The organism is Prevotella marseillensis (assembly GCF_900625065.1).
GTDB lineage: Bacteria > Bacteroidota > Bacteroidia > Bacteroidales > Bacteroidaceae > Prevotella > Prevotella rara.
Window position 1 is genome coordinate 522,215 of record NZ_UYXY01000001.1, and the last position, 20,863, is coordinate 543,077.

Sequence of the window (20,863 nt, forward strand, 5' to 3'; positions counted from 1 at the left end):
AAAAGTCATCATAAAATGTTTTTACAAAATAAAATTTAGTATCTTTGCGTGCAATTTTTTGGTAAATATTATTTATTTGCGTCTTATATGGTGGTTGTGTAAATCGGCGAAAGACGTATATTTTATATAAAAACAATATTAGACTATGATCTCTGCATTTGACAAAACATTTAAATTAGGTATTCTCTTGTCAGTTATCGACTGGCTTACATTTAATGTAGTATTCTTGTTGTTCACGCTGTTTTCAGGAGCAGATACGAGCGGAGAATTTGTGGCTGATTTGTTAATGGCAAATGTCTCATATGTTGTTGCATTGCAGATTGTTACCATAAGCCTGCATCACAGACAGGCTCAGCCGGCAAAAGTGCTCAGCTATACTTCACGTACATCAGCTATATTCATAGTGCTGTATGCGGCAGTGTTGGGTATCATGGGATTTTCCGTACCGGGGCTTGCTTATTGTATCGAAATATCTCTACTTGTTTTTCTTGTTACAAGTATTGAGCAACTTTTACTTAGAACATACATTAAGCATAAGCGAAGTGTTGGCCGGAACAGAGTTGATACCATAATACTTGGTACAGGACAAATGGAACAGAAAATTGCTGACGTGATGACTAACGTCTGGAACGGATACATTCTTTTGGGATATTTTATCAAAACAGATTCTGACTCAATGACAAACAGCTCTACAGGTGAGGAACTTGCTTATCTGGGAGAGGAGAGCGAACTGCTGCCTTTTATAGAGAATAATCATGTTGACGAGCTCTATATCGGCGTAATGCCGGATAAGCTGAAAGAATATAAGGCTCTGATGAGGCTTTGTGAAAAGCATATGATCAGAACATATTATGTGCCTACCATATCTTACGGAGAGTTCCGCAGTGCAAAGGTTATGGAGTTTGGCGACATTTATGTCATGTCGCAGTATAACGAACCGCTGAAGGATATGCGCAACAGGATACAGAAACGTGTATTCGACTTTGTGGTTTCGCTGCTGTTTATATGCACATTGTTCCCGATAATATTGATAATTGTGGCGATAGTGTCAAAGATAACAATGCCCGGACCGTTGTTCTTTAAGCAGAAACGTACCGAATATGACGGAAAGGACTTCGTGTGCTATAAGTTCAGGAGCATGAAGGTAAACAAGGATTCTGATAAAGTACAGGCTGTCAAGGATGACCCGAGAGTGACTAAATGGGGCTTGCTGATGCGTCATACCAACATTGATGAGCTGCCTCAGTTTATAAATGTACTTAAAGGAAACATGAGCATTGTCGGTCCGCGTCCGCATATGCTTGCTCACACCGACTATTATTCCCAACTTATATCAGACTATATGATACGCCATTACGTAAAGCCCGGTATAACAGGATGGGCTCAGACTCATGGTGAGAGGGGAGAGACAAAGACAGTGGATGACATGAAGCGCCGTGTGGAAAAGGATATTTGGTATATTGAACATTGGAGTTTCTGGCTCGATATTCAGATAATATTAAAAACCGTTTCTGATGCCATTCATGGTGATGAAAAGGCTTATTAAAAGGATAAAAGTGCAGATTGCATTTAGGCTATATATAAACGGGGATGTCGCTTTGGGGCGCATCCCCGTTTGTTGTTGAAGTATTAGATGTATCTTGATTTTATGATAGATGTGATAAATTCGTTTGTCTGTGGAGCAGTAGCGTCCTTATCGCTGATTTTTCTTGTTTGGAGATGAGGGATAATGCGTTTGGATAAATTATACCTGATTGTTGCTATGACGCTGTGTCCATATTCTTGATTATCATGTTTTATGGTTGTCTTTCTGTGATTGTTTTTTGCGTATGGAGATATAATTCTGGAATAATAGTACTGTTGTCGTTTCCTGCTTTATCTTGGTGTTTACATTTTTAGCAGATCTGCGTTAATAAAAAAGGAGAAAACAGTTTTTACACCGCTTTCTCCCTTGCAAAATTTAACCCTCTATTTATTATTTATTATAGGTAAGGAACTTTGTGTTCGTGATTTTTACGTCAACGTTATTGTCAAAGTCCTTATCTTTTTTCGTGTAGAAGAATGTACAGTTGTCTATTGTAACGTCATGTACGCACTTCAAGCCCGGGAGTCCGTGTGCCGAAATGGCTGTTTTTGTGTTTCGGCATACGACGTTTGATATATGTATGTCTCCAAAGTCAGGTGCAAAAGGTGCGTCGGTGTAGGTGGCTGTTTCAGCCTTGTCTTCTTTTACGCTGTATTTCTTGTCGATATAAGTGCACTCAAATACAATTGCTTCATCTTTGATGTCCGTCATGAAGATGTCGCTGATATACAGCCCTTCAACCTTTCCGCCGCGTCCTATGCCGCTCTTGAAGCGCAGACCTGTGTCAGTGCCGCTGAAGCGGTTGTTGCGTACAACAATGTTCTTTATGCCTCCGGTGAACTCGGAGCCTATGACAAAGCCGCCATGAGCATGGAACACCGCATTGTTCTCGATGAGAATGTTCTCACATGGTCCATATTTAAGACCAGACTCTCCGGCTCCCGCCTTCATGCATATTCCGTCGTCTCCGGCGTCGATGGTGTTGTTGACAATCAGGACATTCTTGCAGCTGCTGATGTCGAGAGCATCGCCGTTCTGGGCGTTCCACGGGCATCTTATTGTAACGTTGTCAACTATCACGTTGTTGCAGCGTGTAGGGATGAGGTGGAACTTGGGCGAGTTCTGAAGTGTAACGTCTTTTACGAGCACATTCTCGCAGTCGGTTATTCTGATGAGGTGTGTGCGCATCTTTTCCTGTGCCTCGGGTGTGGCTGCTATGTTTTCGTAATGCTTGAGGTTGAACGGAAACCACAGTTTGCCTCCTTCTGTCTCTGTGCCTCCCATATAGAGAAACTCTTTCCACTCAGCGTCGCTTACTTTAGAACGCTTTACAGGACGCCAGAATGCGCCGTTGCCGTCGATTACGCCTTCGCCAGTTATGCTGATGTTCTTACGCTTGCTTGCGCTTATCAGTGGAGTGCATTTGTCGTCTTTCTTGCCGTTTTCTTCTTTTATAAACAGGCTCTTTTCGGGTGAAGCCATTATTATGGCGTTTTTCTCTATGTGCAGATCAATGTTGTCCTTAAGCGAAATCATTCCCGTCAGCCATATTCCGGCAGGCACCACAAGATGCCCTCCTCCCTGCTTGTTCAGTGCGCTTATTGCTTTTCTGAAAGCTTCTGTATTAAGAGTTACGCCGTCTCCTACGCCTCCGAAGTCTTTAAGATTAACTGTGTTTGCCGGTATGACCGGTGCAGTTGCTTTAGGCATTTCAACCGGAAGGTTTTGGTAATAAGTGTCGTAGTCACTTGCCTGGGCAAAGTTTAATGCAAGCATAAATGCTACGCATAGAGATAAAACTTTTTTCATTTTGATTAGTTAATAAGTTTATTTTTACTTTAGTATTTAATATTCCAATTTGTTTAATATGTTCATGTCCGGGTGTTTTGTTCCCGTTCATGTATGGGCTGTTCAAATAATTATGTATATACGTTGATGTCGTTTGATTATTTTTATAGTTTGCGGTAAATTTTTTGCAAATGTAATGCAAGTTGGAGACATTTCCAAATAATAAATATTCTAACATGATAATTTTATGTGTTTTTAAATTTTACAAAAAATATTGTCTATGTGTTTTTACGGGTAAATTATGGGCAAAATAGGGAGATTTTGGGCAAAAATAAAATTTTTAGTAAAAAAGTTGCTGAAAAATTTGGTGGTAATAAAAATAATGCCTACCTTTGCACTCGCAATTGAGAAACAAACACCAATCAATTGTTAAGGACGCGCTTGTAGCTCAGTTGGTAGAGCATCTGACTCTTAATCAGAGGGTCCAGGGTTCGAGCCCCTGCAGGCGTACAAAGAGACACTTTCGAGTGTCTCTTTTTTTGTTTGTGCATATTGTGTTTTTATTTAAAAACTGCTAATCCGATAAATAGTGGAGCAGTAGAAATGGGGCAGTAGAAATTTAATGGGGATTTTTGTTGCTATTCCATATAAATTCCGACCTTTGCAATATGTAAACGAATCAATTGGACGTTACTCAAAAGAGTTTGGGCTTTTTTAAAAGAAACGTATGGAGGCATCCCAGGTGACTTGCCGTACGCTTGAAACATTTTATCATATAAATGCACATACTTTTGAGAAATAGTACAAAGAAACATTATGTGGTTACTGTGAGTGGGATGAACCGGATAATGCCGACAAATGGCTGCTGTTTCCTGAAAACATAGGTCCCCGCCTCGCAATAGACGAATCCTCCCTGTCTAATGACGAACTGTATGCGTTTGTTACCAACCGTGACCGCCATGCCCTTGAAGGAAGCCTTGTGGCGGTCGTTGCCGGAACAAAATCTGAGGCTATAATACAGACTTTAAAACAGATTGATAAAGCGGAACGTATGAAGGTTGAGGAGGTCACTCTTGATCTTTCAGACTCGATGCGCAAAATAGTTTCTGTAGCCTTTCCTAATGCCAAACGGGTAATAGACCGTTTTCACATACAGAAACTGGCTGGTGATGCTGTACAGGAAATTCGCGTGGCACATCGTTGGGATGCACTGCAACGGAGCAACGAGGAAATGGAAGAATGCAAACTGTCGGGTAAAACCTATGTGCCATTTCGTTTCCCCAACGGAGACACACGCTCCGAACTGCTTATCAGAAGTCGTTATCTGCTGTTTAAATCAGCAGACAAATGGACAGAAAGACAAAAAGAAAGGGCCGGAATCCTATTTGACGAATACCCGGATATTAAAGTTGCTTACGGACTGTCGCACTCACTAAGAATGATATTTTCCAAAAACACAATCAAAGATGCCGCAAGGCTCAGTATGGCAAAATGGTATGATAAAGTGGAACGTGCAGGCATGAAGCAATTTAATGTGATTGCTGCAACCTTTTATGAACATTATGATGAAATATTGAACTTTTATAACAATCGTTCCACGAATGCAGCTGCTGAATCATTCAATGCTAAAATCAAACTCTTCAGAGCTAATCTCCATGGAGTGATAGATAAAAAGTTTTTCCTCTTTAGAATAGCAAAGCTCTATGGATACTCTCATTAAATTTCTACTGCCTCGGGCTTTTTGATTTCTGTGGTCCGGTTTTAAAGTTTGTATACAAATAAAAAAGTCATCTCAGTATTGAGATGACTTTTGTGATCCCGACAGGATTCAAACCTGTAACCTTCTGATCCGTAGTCAGATGCTCTATTCAGTTGAGCCACGGGACCATTTCTTAAATGCGATGCAAAGGTACGCATATTTTTTAATACAGCAAAATTTTTTCGGATTTTTTTATCAGATTGTTTTGATTTTATTGAATATTGCCTTTATAATGCAGAAAAGATGATTTAAAACAATAAAATATGATGACTTGTTTGCTTAATTTGCCAGACAATGAAATGTGTGGAGTGTGGATTTATGGGGTGTTATATATTAATAATATTGTACCATTTACTTCATATTTGTTTTTTATATAAAATTATGTTGAAAGTGTTTTTTGCTTTTTTAGTTATGTGGTATACATACTAAGATGGTGTTCCTTCTTTGTTGTAATTTATAGCTTCTATTGATTCGCCTTGCTGTATTATGGAAGAGCGGGATTGGATAAATTATGGTATATGATATTTTTTTTAAAGAAATATTCTTGAAAATTTGCACGTATAAGAAAAATGTATTACCTTTGCAGCGCAAAAAGCGAGAAATGGTACCTTGGCCGATCGGTTAGGTAACGGTCTGCAAAACCGTGTAGAGCAGTTCGACTCTGCTAGGTACCTCTTAAAAGGCAACATTCATGTGAATGTTGCTTTTTTTATATATTTACGATTTGTTTGGTGCTGCCGAAATTTCTACTGCCCCATAAAAAGTTTTTTCTCTTTAGAATCGCAAAGCTCTACGGATACCCCATTAAATTTCTGCTGCCCCATGATGTCAATGTTGATTGTTACGTGTTGTAATTGTTTTTCGTTAAATATTTGAGTCTGTGAGAATCGTGCTAATTTAATTTTGCTGTATACAATAAGGTGTGGGGTATATAAAAGAAAAACCCTGACGCTTAAACGTACAGGGCTAATGAAAGGAGGAGTGGTACCACCAGGAATCGAACCGGGGACACAAGGATTTTCAGTCCTTTGCTCTACCAACTGAGCTATGGCACCATCGTTGTTCTTTTTTGCGATGCAAAGGTACGCAAAAGTTTTAAAATAAAAGATTCATTACGTGATAAAAGTACTCTTTTTAACTTATTTTTGGAAATTAGCTTATAAAAACGAATAAAACATGCATAATTGTGCAGAATACACCTTTATGCATGTTTTATTTTGCGTATTTATTGCATTAAAGCAGTTGTGCGCTGTGTGATGATTTTATTTGTTTAGCTGCACTTTTTCTGTATTATAAAGTGAAACCATAGCCTACTGTCAGCGAGAAACTGCGGTTGCGTATGTTATCGACGTAATATTTATATGGGTTTTTCAGGCCGAACAAGTATCTCAGGTCGATGCTTATATTGTTGTATTCGTAAGCAACTCCTACAGGGATGCCGATGTCGAAGCGTTTGAATATTCCGGTTGTAGTGTTGCTTGCCTCTCCTGATTGTTCCGCGTCAGGTATATATTGACCGTTTTCAACAGTTCCGTTCTCGTAGTCGTTGCTTCCTTTTGCTGACAGAAGATATCCCGCCTGCACTCCGGCTTTTATCGAGAAGCCGCTGTTGCCGAAATAGTAGATGGCCATTACGGGTATTGTGAGATAGTGGAGCGTCTGTTTTGAGTTTGTTACCTTGCCGTAGCTTTGTTCGTTTATATAGGTATGGTCTGAATATTTTGTGCCGTACATTGAGTAGAGCAGGCCTGCGCTGAAGCCAAAGTCGTTGTTTTTAAATCTGTGTCTTACTTCGGCTCCTGCCGTTATGCCAAATTTATATTTTGGCTTAAGCTCATCGCCCTGTCCGTTTCCTGCGTCAGTGAGGATTATGTCGTTGTTCATCTTAGACAAGGTGAGTCCGAACATAGGGAAAATCTTTGTTTCGCCTCCTGCTGTTTGTGCTGTTGAGTTTTGTGTCATCGTCAACAGCACGAGCATTATTATTACCAGTTTTTTCATGTTATTAAGTTTTTTCTGATATAACGTTTTTTGCATTTTTTTATTGTTACTTTCCGTTCATATTTAACCCCAATCCGTCATTATACTGCACATAGCTTTATCTATTTTTCAGCCAATCTTTTTGTTACTATTGGCTGAAAAAGTTTTTTGTAGAAACTCATCACTCGTCACATTCGCATGTAATTTGTTGATATTCAGTTGCTTGCGGCGTGATGAGTTGTCGTGCAAACTCATCACACAAAGATTTAGCTGTTCTTTTTTGTTCTGATTTTGGTTGATTTATGCCTGATGTGATGAGTTTGCACGACAACTCGTCACGCCATAATGCTTTGATTTGCAGTGCCTTATGCCGTGTTGTGACGAGTGATGAGTTTCTGCAAAAAAACTTTTTTGTTCATTCATTCCGTGGTGGGTTTCTTTTCATCTTTCTTTTTGCTTTGTATCGGATGCGTGTCTATATCCGTCTGAAAGCATATCTTTTGCATCATGAAAGGTCTTGTTTTGTCATACAAAAGCATGCCTTTCGTAAAGCAACTTGATGCCTTCTGCTTGGGCTTAACGTGATGGAGCATGCTGGTTATGTGATTTGATGCCATCACTGATCTTAGCTTTTGTGTTAGTCTTCAGTAGTAACTGTTTTAATAAAAAATGTTCAGACTGCCGGCAGCCTGAACATTCCTGTATGATGAATAATTTATTGTCTTAGTCTTTTAAGGGATTCCAGCCCTGAGCTTTCAGCTCAAACTCGTTGTTGTCGCGGCTTACGAGCATGTGGCCCAGTTCTTTCTTTGTGATATGCCCTATGAGCTTCACGTCTTTCATGTCCTCAATCTTCTCATGGTCGCCTATGGGCACGGTGAACAGCAGCTCGTAGTCTTCGCCGCCGTTGAGCGCACACGTAGTTACGTTCATGTTCATCTCCTCAGCCATCACAGCCGTCTGATAGTCAATGGGGATGTTCTTTTCGTAAATTCGGCACCCGCAGTTGCTCTGGTTGCAGATGTGCAGCAGTTCGCTGCTCAGTCCGTCGCTTATGTCCATCATGGCCGTGGGGTGTATGTTGCGCTCGCGCAGTGCTTGCAGAATGTCGCCTCTTGCCTCCGGCTTTAGCTGGCGCTGCAGCAGATATTCCTTTCCGGCAAAGTCAGGCTGAAAGTGGGCCAGCTCTTCGAGCGCACGCTTGTCGTTCTTCTTACTTGCCTCGTTCACCTGCTGATAGTAGACGCTCTTTTCGCGCTCTAGCAGTTGCAGGCCCATGTATGCCGCGCCGAGGTCGCCGCTGACGCATATCAGGTCGGTGTCCTTAGCGCCGTTTCTGTATACGATGTCCTCCTTTGCACATTCGCCGATGCACGTTATGCTTATGGCCAGTCCGGTGTACGACGACGTTGTGTCGCCTCCCACAATGTCTACGTTCCATTTTTCGCAGGCCATGCGCAGGCCGCTGTAGAACATCTCCATGTCCTCAACTGTGAAGCGTTTGCTCAGCGCAATGCTTACAATGAGCTGGCGCGGTGTGCCGTTCATGGCGAATATGTCGCTTATGTTCACCATTGCCGACTTGTAGCCAAGGTGCTGCAGGTCGATGTATGTAAGGTCGAAGTGGACACCTTCCATAAGCATGTCTGTCGTAACGAGCACTTCCTTGTCGGGATAGTGCATCACGGCGCAGTCGTCGCCTACGCCGTATATTGTCGATTCGTTTTTGGGGGCATGTCCGTCTGTGAGGTGACGGATAAGTCCGAATTCGCCAAGTTTCGCAATGTCTGTCATTCTGCTTTTAGTTTTTTTTCTTTGTTATATTTCGATTTAAGGAGCTAAGAATACGCCTTGAGGCAACATTCTTAACTCCTTGTATCCTATAATCCGGCCGGCACAGGTTATGCACGGTTGATCATCTCTCTCATTATTTCGGTCATCAGCGGCTGAGCCTTGTTGGCTGCAATCTGCACCTCCTCATGGCTTACCTCAACCGGTGTGTCCTCGAGTCCGAGGTCGGTGATGATGCTTATGCCGAATGTCTTTATGCCGCAGTGATGTGCCACGATAACTTCAGGCACCGTACTCATGCCTACGGCGTCTCCGCCAAGGCGGTGATACATCTTATATTCTGCCGGAGTCTCAAACGTAGGACCCTGCACGCCCACATAAACGCCGTGAACCACGCGTATGCCCTTTTCGGCGGCAATGGCGTCGGCCTCTGCTATGAGCTTCTTGTCGTAAGTCTCGTGCATGTCCGGGAAGCGCGGGCCTGTGGGGAAGTTCTTTCCGCGCAGCGGATGCTCCGGGAAGAAGTTGATGTGGTCTGTGATTATCATCAGGTCGCCGATTTTGAACTCAGGGTTCATGCCTCCCGAAGCGTTGCTTACAAAGAGAGTCTTTATGCCGAGTTCGTACATTATGCGTATCGGGAACGTAACTTCCTTCATGTTGTAGCCTTCATAATAGTGGAAACGTCCTTCCATAGCCATTATGTCAACGTTGCCGAGCTTGCCGAAAATCAGTTTGCCGGCGTGTCCCTCCACCGTAGAAACGGGGAAGTTAGGTATTTCAGAGTAAGGAAACTCGTAGCTGTCAGTGATTTCTGAAGCTAATTGTCCTAGGCCTGTTCCCAGAATTATTGCCGTTTTTGGGCTTGTTGTCATCCTTTGCTTTAGCCAGGATGCTGTTTCTTGAATTTTTTCGTACATAACCAATTATTTTTTCGTTAAATTCCTCTTCCTGACCGAGCATGAACTTTATTCTTATGGGCAGCATGTATAGATTTTGCCTTACCTCTTCAGAAAGTCCGTCCATTCCGGCCAGTCTCGAGTTGTCTTTTTCTGTAGTGATTATTATTTTGGGCGACGGCATCTTGTCGAACGCCTCGTTTATCCGTTCAATGTCCCTTCCGGTAAACTGATGGTGGTCGCCGAATGTCAGCGGCACAACGTTGCCGGCGTAAGGCTTCAGGTCGTAAATCATCTGTTTTGGCGACGCTATGCCTGTGAGCAGCAACACGTTCTCCTTATTCTTTCTGATGCTGTCGAGCGTCTTTGTCCTGCTGCCGAACACGGCCTTAAGGTCTTCATACTCGAGAGTGGAGAAGAACAGCTGCTGATATGGAAACAGGTTCATTGCCTTTATTATCACGCGATACTCCATGGGCTTTAGGTCCTTGGGGCATTTTGTTATAATAACGATGTCGGCCCTTGCCTTTCCGCTTAGCGGTTCGCGCAGTCGGCCGGCAGGCAGCAGTTTGTCGTAGATGATGAGCCTGTGATAGTCAACGAGCAGAATGTTGATTCCCGGTTTTACATATCTGTGCTGAAAGGCGTCGTCGAGCAGTATCACGTCGGTGTCTTTCGTCTCTTCGTCGCCGGTTATGCGGTCAATGCCGTGACATCTGTTTTTGTCTACAGCCACGTATATGTCCTTGAATTTCTGCTTCATCTGGTAGGGCTCGTCGCCAATCTTTCTCATCTCGGTGTCCTCCTTAGCCAGCACGTAACCCTTGCTCTTGCGCTTGTATCCGCGGCTCAGCACGGCCACCTTGCCCTTGTCTTTGAGCAGGCGGATGAGATATTCCACGTGGGGCGTCTTGCCCGAGCCACCCACGGTGATGTTTCCTACCGATATTACCGGAATGTCGAAGCTGCGGCTTTTAAGAATGCCGAGCTCAAAAAGCTGGTTGCGCAGCCTTACGCCCAGGCCGTAGAGCCAGCTCAGCGGAAGCATCCATTCGTTTATCTTTATAAAGTCGCCTTCCATTCCTTTACTGAATTCATTATATTGTTTGTCGTTATATGCAGCAGGCGCGCCGGCAGCTGTGCCTGTGGCGCCTGCTTTGTTTATCTGATGTTAAGTATGAACGGCACGCGTGCCTGCACGGCGTTCTGCCTGTTCATGCTTCTGATGAGCATGAACGGCTCGTAGTATTCGCCAAGGGTTAGGCGCAGCTGATTGTCGATGTAGCTGCCCTGCGATGCCTTGTTGAGCAGTTGCTCCATCCAGTCGCTCTTTCCGGGATAAGGAGCCGTGTGATATTCCTTCAGGTTTGCCAGACTTGCAGCCTTTGCTACAGCCTCGTTGAGGCCTCCGAGCTGGTCTACCAGCTTATGCTTGTATGCATCCTGTCCGAGCCATACATGGCCCTGAGCCACTTTCTCTACCTGTGCTATGCTCAGCTTGCGGCCTTCTGCCACACGTGAGCGGAACAGCTTGTAGCCGCGGTCGATATAGTTCTCGATGTATGCCATCTCCTCTTCGTTGAAAGGACGTGCAGGTGTGCCCAGACCGCTGTTCTTGTTGGTCTTCACCTCGTCGAACTTAACGCCGAGTTTCTGCGTGAGCAGTCCGCTGAAGTCGGGGAACATGCCGAATATGCCGATGCTGCCGGTCAGCGTTGTGGGCTCAGCCACAATCCAGTTGGCGCCGCTGCTGATATAGTAGCCGCCCGATGCAGCCATGCCGCCCATAGACACAACCACGGGCTTCTTCTTTTTCAGCATTTCAACATAGTGCCATATCTGTTCTGAGGCATAAGCGCTTCCGCCTCCCGAGTTGATGCGCAGCACCACGGCCTTTACGTTATCGTCGTCGGCCAGAGCCTGCAGGTCTTCGCAAACCTTCTTGCCCACGATGTTGTGGCCTTGGCTCATCATGCCTGTCTCCTCGCTGTCAACAATGTTTCCGTAAGCATAGTATACAGCAATCTCGTCTCCTTTGCTGCTGTTGTCAGTCAGAAGTTTCATCTCTGCCAGTCCTGCCGTGTTGATGTTGTCGTCGGCATCCTTTTTCATGAGCTTGTTTATTTCGGCCTTTATGCCGTCTGTGTATATAAGCTTGTCCACCATCTTGCGCTTGACAAACTCTTTCGGATCGTCGAAGGTTATCAGTCTGTCGGCATAGGCGTTAAGCGAGTCGACGCTGATCTTTCTGCTTTCAGACACATCTTTGCAGATGGTCTGCCATATTCCGCTAATATAAGCCGTAACCTGTTCGCGGTTGGCGTCGCTCATCTTGTCGGCAGTGAACATTTCGGGAGCGCTCTTATATGTGCCCACTTTAGCCAGCTGCATCTTCACGCCAAACTTTGCCAGCATGTCTTTCAGGAATATCGGCTGCGAAGCCAGACCGTGCCAGTCTATCTGTCCGCTCGGATTCAGGAATATTTTGTCGGCAACCGATGCGATATAGTAGGTGCCCTGTGTGTATACGTCGCCGTAAGCCACAATCCATTTTCCGCTCTTCTTGAAGTCTTTCAGCGCGTTGCGTATGGCCTGCATCGACGCGTAAGAGTCGGCACCGAACATTCCTGCCTCAATATATATACCTTTAATCTTGTCGTTGTTCTTGGCCTTTTTAATGGCATCGAGTATGTCGTCGAGTCCCATGTTTCCAACCGTACTTCCGCTCAGCTGGTCCATGATGCTTTCTTCAGAGCGTTCGTTGAGCACTCCCGACAGGTTGAGCACCATTACCGTGTTGTCGCTCACGTCCTTTGCTGAACTTTCAGAGGCAATCATGCCTGCGATACACATCACTCCGAGCACGCCTGTTAGCAGGGTGAAAACTATCAAGCCGACAACCGTGGCGGCCATGTATTTAAAAAAGTCCTTCATAAAATATGCTTTACGTTTAAAAATTTCAGAAAAATGTTTTTATTCAATGTCGTGAGGCATGCTCCATGGCGGAATATGTTGCGCCGTGTGCCGCATTGCCACTTACCAACTGCAAATATAAGCAATTTTATTTTATTTTGTCTGAAAACGTATGCAAAGTTTGACAGAATCGTCAAATATTATTATTTTCGCACTGATGAAACGAGCTGTTATTATAGGTGCTTCTTCGGGCATAGGGCGCGAAGTTAGCAAGATATTGCTGGCAGAAGGCTGGATTATCGGCATTGCTGCAAGGCGTGAAGACAAGTTGCTCGAGATTAAAGAGCTTAATCCTGCCATGGTGGAGGTGTGCGCCATGGACGTTACCGACAAGGAGGCGCCGCGCAGGCTGCTCGACCTTGTGGGGCGTATGGGCGGAGTGAATCTTTTTGTCTACTGCTCAGGTGTAGGACATCAGAATCCGCGGCTTGACGCAGACACCGAGCTTGACACGGTAGGCGTCAACGTGTTCGGATTTACGCAGATGGTCGACACGATGTTTAACTATATGGCTGACAATCTTGGAGGCGACATAGCCGTGGTTTCTTCAATAGCCGGCACAAAGGGACTTGGCGCGGCACCGTCGTACAGCGCGTCGAAGGCATATCAGAACACGTACATTCAGGCGCTCGAACAGTTGTCCAACATGCGCCGTCTGCATATAAGATTTACTGACATCAGGCCGGGATTTGTCGACACCCCGCTGCTGTCGGGCAGCGGCAGCTATCCAATGCTGATGGACAAGACGTACGTTGCACGTGAGATTGTGAAGGCCGTAACGGCCCACAGGCATGTTAAGATTATCGACTGGCGCTACAGCATTCTCGTGTTCTTCTGGAGGCTGATACCGCGCAGGCTGTGGCGGAGGATGAACGTCACCAACAAGAAATTATAATTAGTCATGAAATTCTTTCAGCAGATATTGACTGTAGTGCTTGCCCTTATGTCCTTTACGGCCAGCGCAGGAGCCTCGGGCGACAGCTTTCCCGACGGAACGGACATTCCGGCATGGTTTAACGATACGTCGCGTATAGACATTGATACACTCGGACGCAAGTATGTCATAACATCATATGGCGTGAAAAACGACTCGACTTTGTTGCAGACTGAGGCAATACAGCGCGTCATCGACCTTGCAGCGGCAGAGGGCGGGGGAGTGATAGTAGTGCCCGAAGGTACGTTTCTCAGTGGTTCGCTGTTTTTCAGACAAGGCACCCATCTGCATATTTGCCGTGGCGGAGTGATTAAAGGCGTTGATGCAATAAAATATTATCCGCTTGTCAAGACCCGAATGGAGGGGCAGACGCTCAACTATTTTGCAGCTCTGATAAACGCCGATGGATTAGATGGCTTCACCATTACCGGCCCGGGAACGATAAACGGCAACGGACTGCGCTTCTGGGAGGAGTTTTGGATCAGGCGCAAGTTTAATCCCGACTGCACCAATCTTGAGGCTCTGCGTCCGCGTCTTGTATATCTGTCGCATTGCGCCAACGTTCAGGTGCAGGACGTAAGACTGATAAACAGTGCTTTCTGGACAAATCATCTTTACCGCTGTCACCATGTTAAATACATCGGATGCTATATCTTTGCACCAACTTCGGGCGTAAAGGCGCCAAGCAGCGACGCCGTTGACATAGACAACTGTCATGACATACTGATAAGCGGATGCTATATGAGCGTCAACGACGATGCCGTAGTGCTGAAGGGAGGCAAGGGAACGTTTGCCGATAAAGATCCTGACAATGGTCCTAACCATAACGTCATCGTGCAGGACTGCACTTATGGCAAGGTGCACGGCTGCCTGACGCTCGGAAGCGAGAGCCTGCACAACCGCAACATCGTTATGCGACGCTGCACATTCAATGATGCCAACCGTGTTCTGTGGCTAAAGATGCGCCCCGACACGCCGCAGCATTATGAGTATGTAAGCCTTGAAAAGTTGAGCGGACGTTGCGGAAGTTTCCTTGTCGTTCGTCCTTGGACACAATTCTATAAGCCCGAACAGCGCGACGACATGCCGATGTCTGTTTGCAACAATATATCAGTAAGCAATGTTGACGCTACGTGTGATAACTTTTTTGACGTAGGAACGTCAGACAAATATCGGCTGACAGACTTCTCGTTTGTCAACTGCAATATCACTGACAGCTCCAATTCTTTTGATAAAAGCGTGATAGAAAATACCAAGATAAAGAATCTTGTTATAAACGGAAAAAAGCAGAAATGACGTCTAGTCTTATTTCGTTATGTTGAAATACAACATGTAAGTAGTTAACCGGAATTGCTTACATGTTGATTTTGTATAACCTCACAGAATCGCGTTGCTCAAAAAGATAAAATATTTTCGGCTGAAAATTACGGCTTTTTGTGTGCATTCGTAATGTCTTGAATAGCTTTGTGTTATGAGAGATTTTCGATAAATGTGCATTGATTTTGTCTTAAAACTGCCGTAAATTAAGGCTTTTCGGCCTTATGGATAAGTGTGTTTTGTGTTGTAAAAGCATAGCTTTGGCAATGTAAAAGACCAGTTTTTGAAATACAAGTGCATGTCTTTTGCTGTGAAATCCTTGTTTTGTTGCCGTTTTGATGCCTGTATGTGCCGCCTGAATTTCTATTTCATTAAATTTTACTGACATTTTCTTTATGTCATAATGTCGCCTGTTAGACAATAATTCAAGCATTTTGAATGTTCGTCAGACTGCATGTCTTGTAGCTGGATATAAGTCTGAAACGGCATAAGTTGAAAATATCGTGTGCATAAAGATGTATTCAGAGATAATCTCTGTGGTATTGACGGCAAAACACCTTTGTCTTTTTTCTAACGGCTGCGCCTTCCGTGTAGCGTCATTTTAAAGCACGTTATACATATTTATATATAAGGACATGTGGAATTGTCTCTTTTTTGTGACTATCTTGGCAGTGTGTCATCAATGTGTTATGACTGACACGTTTGTCATACACTGACAACCAAAGACTGACATTTTGGCTTTTGGCACGCTTTTCGCTATTGTGTTTGCGGATGCTCAAAGCATCGGTAATATAAAACGTATAAATAACAGTTTAAATATAAAGATTATGAACATTAAACCATTAGCAGACAGAGTGCTGGTACTTCCTGCACCGGCAGAAGAGAAAATCGGTGGTATCATTATTCCTGATACAGCAAAAGAAAAACCTTTGCACGGCACTATCGTTGCTGCTGGCACAGGCACTAAGGATGAGGAAATGATTCTTAAAGAAGGTGATGAGGTTCTTTACGGCAAATATTCAGGCACAGAGCTTGAGTATGACGGCGTTAAGTATCTTATGATGCGCCAGAGCGACGTTCTCGCTGTTATAGTAAAATAATATATTCAGATCAATAATTTAAAAACAACCCTATGAGGCCACCGGCACGCAGGTAGGCATTATGACTACGGACAATGTGCCATAAATGTGACCTTCATATAAAAATAAAATCATCATGGCTAAAGAAATAAAATTCGATACAGACGCCCGCGAACTCTTGAAGAGAGGCGTTGACCAGTTGGCAAATGCAGTGAAAGTAACACTCGGTCCTAAAGGCCGCAACGTTGTTATTGAGAAAAAATTCGGTGCTCCGCAGATAACAAAAGACGGTGTAACCGTAGCAAAGGAAGTTGAGCTTGAGGACCGCTTTGAGAACACTGGCGCACAGCTTGTTAAGAGCGTTGCAAGCAAGACTGGCGACGATGCAGGTGACGGTACAACAACAGCAACTATCCTTACACAGGCTATTGTTACTGAAGGACTGAAGAACGTTACAGCAGGTGCAAACCCGATGGACCTGAAGCGTGGTATCGACAAGGCTGTTGCTGCCGTTGTTGAATATATCAAGAACAACGCTGAGAAGGTTGACGACAACTATGACAAGATTGAGCAGGTTGCTACTGTCAGTGCAAACAACGATCCTGAAATAGGTAAGTTGCTGGCTGACGCTATGCGCAAGGTATCTAAGGACGGCGTTATCACTATCGAGGAGAGCAAGAGCCGCGACACACACATCGGTGTTGTTGAGGGTATGCAGTTCGACCGTGGTTATCTGAGCGGATATTTCGTAACAGACGCTGACAAGATGGAGTGTGTAATGGAGAATCCTTACATCCTTATCTACGACAAGAAGATCAGCAACCTGAAAGATTTCTTGCCTATCCTGCAGCCTGCTGCCGAGAGCGGACGTCCGTTGCTCGTTATTGCAGAAGATGTTGACTCTGAGGCTCTTACAACATTGGTTGTAAACCGTCTGCGCAGCAACCTGAAGATTTGTGCTGTTAAGGCTCCTGGCTTTGGCGACCGCCGCAAGGCTATGCTCGAGGATATCGCCGTACTGACAGGCGGACTCGTAATCAGCGAGGACAAGGGCTTGAAGCTTGAGCAGGCTACTCTCGAAATGCTTGGTACTTGCGACAAGATCGTAGTTTCTAAGGACAACACAACTATCGTAAACGGTGCTGGCGAGAAGCAGCTCATAGCTGACCGCGTTGCTCAGATAAAGAACGAGATAGCAAACACAACAAGCAGCTACGACAAAGAGAAACTGCAGGAGCGTCTGGCTAAGTTGGCCGGTGGTGTGGCAGTGCTCTACGTTGGTGCAAACAGCGAGGTTGAGATGAAAGAGAAGAAAGACCGCGTTGACGATGCTCTCTGCGCTACACGTGCAGCTATCGAGGAAGGTGTTGTTGCCGGAGGCGGTACAACATACATCCGCGCTCTTGAAGGTCTGAAGAACCTGAAGGGTGACAACGCAGACGAGCAGACTGGTATCAACATCGTTGAGCGTGCAATCGAGGAGCCTCTCCGTCAGATTGTTGCCAACGCAGGCGGCGAAGGTGCTGTTGTTGTTCAGAAGGTTAAGGAAGGCGAAGGCGACTTCGGTTACAACGCACGTACAGATGTTTATGAGGATATGCGTAAGGCCGGTGTCATCGATCCTGCCAAGGTTGCCCGCGTAGCTCTTGAGAACGCAGCTTCAATAGCAGGCATGTTCCTCACAACAGAGTGCCTGATCGTTGACAAACCTGAGGATAAGCCTCAGATGCCTATGGGCGCTCCCGGAATGGGCGGAATGATGTAATTTGTAAACTACAAATAACAAAATGGGAGGCTGCTTAACGGGCAGCCTCTTTTTTTTTCGGTATAGATGTTTTTTTGCGCAATTTTTTTGAAAAATGTTTTGTCACGAATTATAAAATGTCTATATTTGCATGTCAACAGATAGATACGTTATGGATAAAGATCCTAAAGTAGATATTTTTTTGATTTGTTTTAGTAGATTAGTTTTTAAGTAGTTTGTTTTTTGAAAATCGCTTGTCGTGAGGACATGCGATTTTTTTTATGTCCTTACGTTTGTCAAAAATAAACACCATTATTTCATATTGTCTTTGATTTTGCTTATCTTTGCACCGAATGTTATTCGGCTATAGCATCTTAGCCCCGTTTGTTGAGGCTGCGTGATGGTTGTCGGGCAAGTTTTCGCCGTTGGGCGGGCCGATGTCCTGATGCACTTTCAGCCCTGTAGATTAGTTTGGCATAAGCTGATGGCCGGGTTAGTTTCGAGTCAAGAAAAATACTTTATGGACATTAAGGATTTTAAAATAAAGAAGTCGCAGTGGCTTATTTTCATCGTACTTTCTGCCGGACTGATGTATATTACGGAGTCGTGGCTGATGTCTCTTGGCATAATACTGCTGCTCATGGTGCTGGATTTTGTCCTGGCCGAGTTTATCGGAAAGAAGCGGGGCAAGAAGGATGATAAAATGTTTTGACGTCATGCAGAAACTTATAGAACTATATAGACAATGGCACGGCTCTGAGCCGGTGAGCACAGAGAAGCTGCCGCAGGCCGGAAGCAACCGCGAATATTACAGAATGACAGGCGACGACGGCAGTTCGGTGATAGGTGCAATAGGCACAAGCCGCGACGAGAATCACGCTTTTATATATCTTTCGGGCCATTTCCGCAAGCGCCAGCTGCCCGTACCCCGTATATTGTCAGTGTCAGACGATGAGCTGAGATATCTGCAGGAAGACCTCGGACGTGTGTCGCTGTTCAGTGCAATCAGCGGCGGACGTGAAGCCGGAGGACGATACAACCAAAAGGAGAAGCAGTTGCTGATAAACACGATAAAGGAACTGCCGAACATACAGATACGCGGCGCCCGCGGCCTCGACTGGTCTAACTGTTATCCGCAGCCGGAGTTTGACGAGAACAGCGTGCTCTTCGACCTCAATTATTTTAAGTATTGTTTCTTAAAGCCTGCCGAGCTCGATTTCCACGAGCTTAAGCTTGAAGCCAACTTCAGGCTTTTTGCAAAAGACCTCGTTGCAGAAAAGACAGACAGCTTTATGTATCGCGACTTTCAGGCGCGCAACATAATGCTCGACGCTTCAGGACGTCCGTATTTTATCGACTATCAGGGCGGACGCAAGGGACCTTTCTATTACGATCTTGCCTCATTCCTTTGGCAGGCTTCGGCAAAATACCCTCATAAGCTGCGCCGCGAGCTGATATACGAATATTATAATTCTCTGAAAAATTATACCGAAGTGCCTTCTGTAAGACACTTTGCCGAGCGCCTTAGCCTGTTCGTGCTTTTCCGTACGCTTCAGGTGCTTGGTGCATACGGCTTCAGAGGATTCTTTGAGCGCAAGAAGCATTTCATTGACAGCATACCGCCAGCAATGCAGAACCTGCGCGAGCTGCTTAAGCTTAACGTGTTTACATATCCTTATCTTATGGATGTGCTGAAGAGGCTCACGGAGCTTCCGCGTTTTGCAACTCTCGAAGAGCCGGCATTGAGCCGTGCAGACGGATTTAAGATATCAGACAGCAAGGTGTTCGCGGCACATCCTTCAGATGGTCCGGCCACATTCTCAAAATATGACAACAAAGGTCCGCTTGTGGTACGCGTCTATAGTTTCTCTTATCACAAGGGAATACCTGAAGATGAGTCGGGCAACGGCGGTGGTTATGTGTTCGACTGCCGCAGCACCCATAATCCCGGGCGGTATGAGCCGTACAAGAAACTTACGGGACTTGACGAACCTGTTATACGTTTCCTTGAGGACGACGGAGAGATACTGACATTCCTCGACAGCGTGTATAAACTTGCCGATGCTCATGTGCGCCGCTATATCCAGCGCGGATTCACGAGCCTGATGTTCTGTTTCGGATGTACGGGCGGACAGCACCGCAGCGTCTATTCGGCACAGCATCTGGCAGAACATATCAACAAGAAGTTCGGCATAGAGGTACACATCATTCACAGAGAACAAAACATAACACAGACGCTTGAGGCGTTGAAATGAAATAAAAACTCAAAAAATATGCTGAAGATGCAGGCTATGATATTTGCAGCCGGACTGGGCACAAGGCTCAAACCGCTTACCGACACCATGCCGAAAGCACTTGTCAGAGTAGGTGGCAAGCCGCTGATAGAGCGCGTTATTGAAAAGCTGAAAGATGCCGGAGCCGACCGCATTGTGGTCAACGTTCATCATTTTGCGTCGCAGATTGTCGGTTATCTTAAAGACAACGATAACTTCGGCACAGACATCAAGGTGTCTGACGAGACAGACAAGCTGCTCGACACGGGCGGAGGCATAAAGAAAGCCGCGCCGCTGTTCGACAGCGACAAACCTGTGCTGATACACAATGTAGACATATTGAGCAACGTTGACCTCGCACATCTGTACGCCATGCACGGCGACAGCGCCGCGACGCTCGTGGTAAGCAGCCGCAAGACTAAGCGCTATCTGCTCTTTGACGACGACATGAGGCTGAAAGGATGGACAAACATTGAGACGGGCGAGGTAAGAAGTCCATACCCTGACTTGAATGTTGCCGACTGCCGCATGCTTGCGTTCTCGGGCATACATGTCATCTCGCCGTCTATGTTCGGCCTTATGGACGAATTCCCCGACAAGTTCGGCATAATAGACTTTTATCTAAAAGTGTGTGACAAGGTGGTGATAAAGGGATACGACAAAACCGACTTGAGGCTTATGGACGTAGGAAAACTTGACACACTTGCAGAAGCAGAAAATTTTATAAACCAATTATAATAA

At 45.1% G+C, this 20,863-nt stretch carries 14 protein-coding genes, 4 tRNA genes and 1 pseudogene; 11 read left to right on the forward strand and 8 right to left on the reverse strand.

The genetic code is table 11. The features are described 5' to 3' along the window. The first annotated feature begins 145 nt into the window (after window positions 1-145). Complete coding sequence (locus tag EJL04_RS02355) at window positions 146-1,546, forward strand: exopolysaccharide biosynthesis polyprenyl glycosylphosphotransferase (protein ID WP_125103954.1); 1,401 nt, start codon at window positions 146-148, stop codon at window positions 1,544-1,546. A 429-nt stretch (window positions 1,547-1,975) separates the two neighbouring features. Here the strand turns inward: EJL04_RS02355 and EJL04_RS02360 are convergent, their stop codons facing one another. Then, window positions 1,976-3,394 (reverse strand): glycoside hydrolase family 28 protein, encoded by a 1,419-nt coding sequence (locus tag EJL04_RS02360; RefSeq protein ID WP_125103955.1) that lies wholly within the window; start codon window positions 3,392-3,394, stop codon window positions 1,976-1,978. Window positions 3,395-3,810: 416 nt separating this feature from the next. On the opposite strand from EJL04_RS02360, the gene EJL04_RS02365 reads away from it, so the two are divergent. Further along, window positions 3,811-3,883 (forward strand) — tRNA-Lys (locus EJL04_RS02365). 217 nt (window positions 3,884-4,100) lie between these two features. After that, window positions 4,101-5,093, forward strand: a pseudogene (locus EJL04_RS02370) (ISAon1 family transposase). Between the two features lie 93 nt (window positions 5,094-5,186). Here EJL04_RS02370 and EJL04_RS02375 read toward each other — a convergent pair. Continuing rightward, window positions 5,187-5,260: transfer RNA gene (locus EJL04_RS02375), tRNA-Arg, on the reverse strand. Window positions 5,261-5,735: 475 nt separating this feature from the next. Here EJL04_RS02375 and EJL04_RS16300 point away from each other — a divergent pair. Continuing rightward, window positions 5,736-5,806 (forward strand) — tRNA-Cys (locus EJL04_RS16300). 308 nt (window positions 5,807-6,114) lie between these two features. Here EJL04_RS16300 and EJL04_RS02380 read toward each other — a convergent pair. From EJL04_RS02380 to sppA, 6 genes are all read right to left on the reverse strand, one after another. Then, window positions 6,115-6,187, reverse strand: a tRNA-Phe gene (locus EJL04_RS02380). 235 nt (window positions 6,188-6,422) lie between these two features. Further along, window positions 6,423-7,133, reverse strand: a complete 711-nt coding sequence (locus EJL04_RS02385) for a porin family protein (protein ID WP_164511714.1) — start codon at window positions 7,131-7,133, stop codon at window positions 6,423-6,425. 702 nt (window positions 7,134-7,835) lie between these two features. Further along, window positions 7,836-8,906, reverse strand: coding sequence for a thiamine-phosphate kinase (gene thiL / locus EJL04_RS02390; RefSeq protein WP_125103957.1), 1,071 nt, complete (start codon window positions 8,904-8,906; stop codon window positions 7,836-7,838). Between the two features lie 107 nt (window positions 8,907-9,013). Continuing rightward, window positions 9,014-9,823 (reverse strand): purine-nucleoside phosphorylase, encoded by an 810-nt coding sequence (locus EJL04_RS02395; protein ID WP_082335186.1) that lies wholly within the window; start codon window positions 9,821-9,823, stop codon window positions 9,014-9,016. Beyond that, a complete protein-coding gene (gene lpxK, locus EJL04_RS02400) occupies window positions 9,708-10,883 on the reverse strand; it encodes a tetraacyldisaccharide 4'-kinase (RefSeq protein ID WP_125103958.1) in 1,176 nt (391 codons plus the stop codon). Before lpxK ends, EJL04_RS02395 begins: the two co-directional genes overlap by 116 nt. A gap of 80 nt (window positions 10,884-10,963) precedes the next feature. Further along, on the reverse strand, window positions 10,964-12,736 hold the full coding sequence (gene sppA, locus EJL04_RS02405) for a signal peptide peptidase SppA (RefSeq protein WP_021854017.1): 1,773 nt from the start codon (window positions 12,734-12,736) through the stop codon (window positions 10,964-10,966). 196 nt (window positions 12,737-12,932) lie between these two features. Between sppA and EJL04_RS02410 the strand changes: the two genes are divergently transcribed. The 7 genes from EJL04_RS02410 (at window position 12,933) to EJL04_RS02445 (ending at window position 20,860) form a co-directional block, all read left to right on the forward strand. Next, the gene (locus EJL04_RS02410; RefSeq protein WP_125105280.1) at window positions 12,933-13,670 is read left to right on the forward strand and encodes an SDR family NAD(P)-dependent oxidoreductase; all 738 of its coding nucleotides are present in this window, start codon (window positions 12,933-12,935) and stop codon (window positions 13,668-13,670) included. Window positions 13,671-13,676: 6 nt separating this feature from the next. Next, window positions 13,677-15,005: a rhamnogalacturonidase gene (locus tag EJL04_RS02415; RefSeq protein WP_125103959.1), complete on the forward strand. Its 1,329-nt coding sequence runs from the start codon at window positions 13,677-13,679 to the stop codon at window positions 15,003-15,005. 848 nt (window positions 15,006-15,853) lie between these two features. After that, the gene (locus EJL04_RS02425) at window positions 15,854-16,126 is read left to right on the forward strand and encodes a co-chaperone GroES (protein WP_021854014.1); all 273 of its coding nucleotides are present in this window, start codon (window positions 15,854-15,856) and stop codon (window positions 16,124-16,126) included. 115 nt (window positions 16,127-16,241) lie between these two features. Next, window positions 16,242-17,870: a chaperonin GroEL gene (gene groL / locus EJL04_RS02430; protein WP_021854013.1), complete on the forward strand. Its 1,629-nt coding sequence runs from the start codon at window positions 16,242-16,244 to the stop codon at window positions 17,868-17,870. Window positions 17,871-18,369: 499 nt separating this feature from the next. Beyond that, entirely contained in the window at window positions 18,370-18,561 is a 192-nt protein-coding gene (locus EJL04_RS02435) for a hypothetical protein (RefSeq protein ID WP_021854012.1), read from the forward strand. 4 nt (window positions 18,562-18,565) lie between these two features. After that, a complete protein-coding gene (locus EJL04_RS02440) occupies window positions 18,566-20,104 on the forward strand; it encodes a RapZ C-terminal domain-containing protein (RefSeq protein WP_053398184.1) in 1,539 nt (512 codons plus the stop codon). 27 nt (window positions 20,105-20,131) lie between these two features. Then, a complete protein-coding gene (locus EJL04_RS02445; protein ID WP_125105281.1) occupies window positions 20,132-20,860 on the forward strand; it encodes a nucleotidyltransferase family protein in 729 nt (242 codons plus the stop codon). Window positions 20,861-20,863 lie beyond the last annotated feature (3 nt).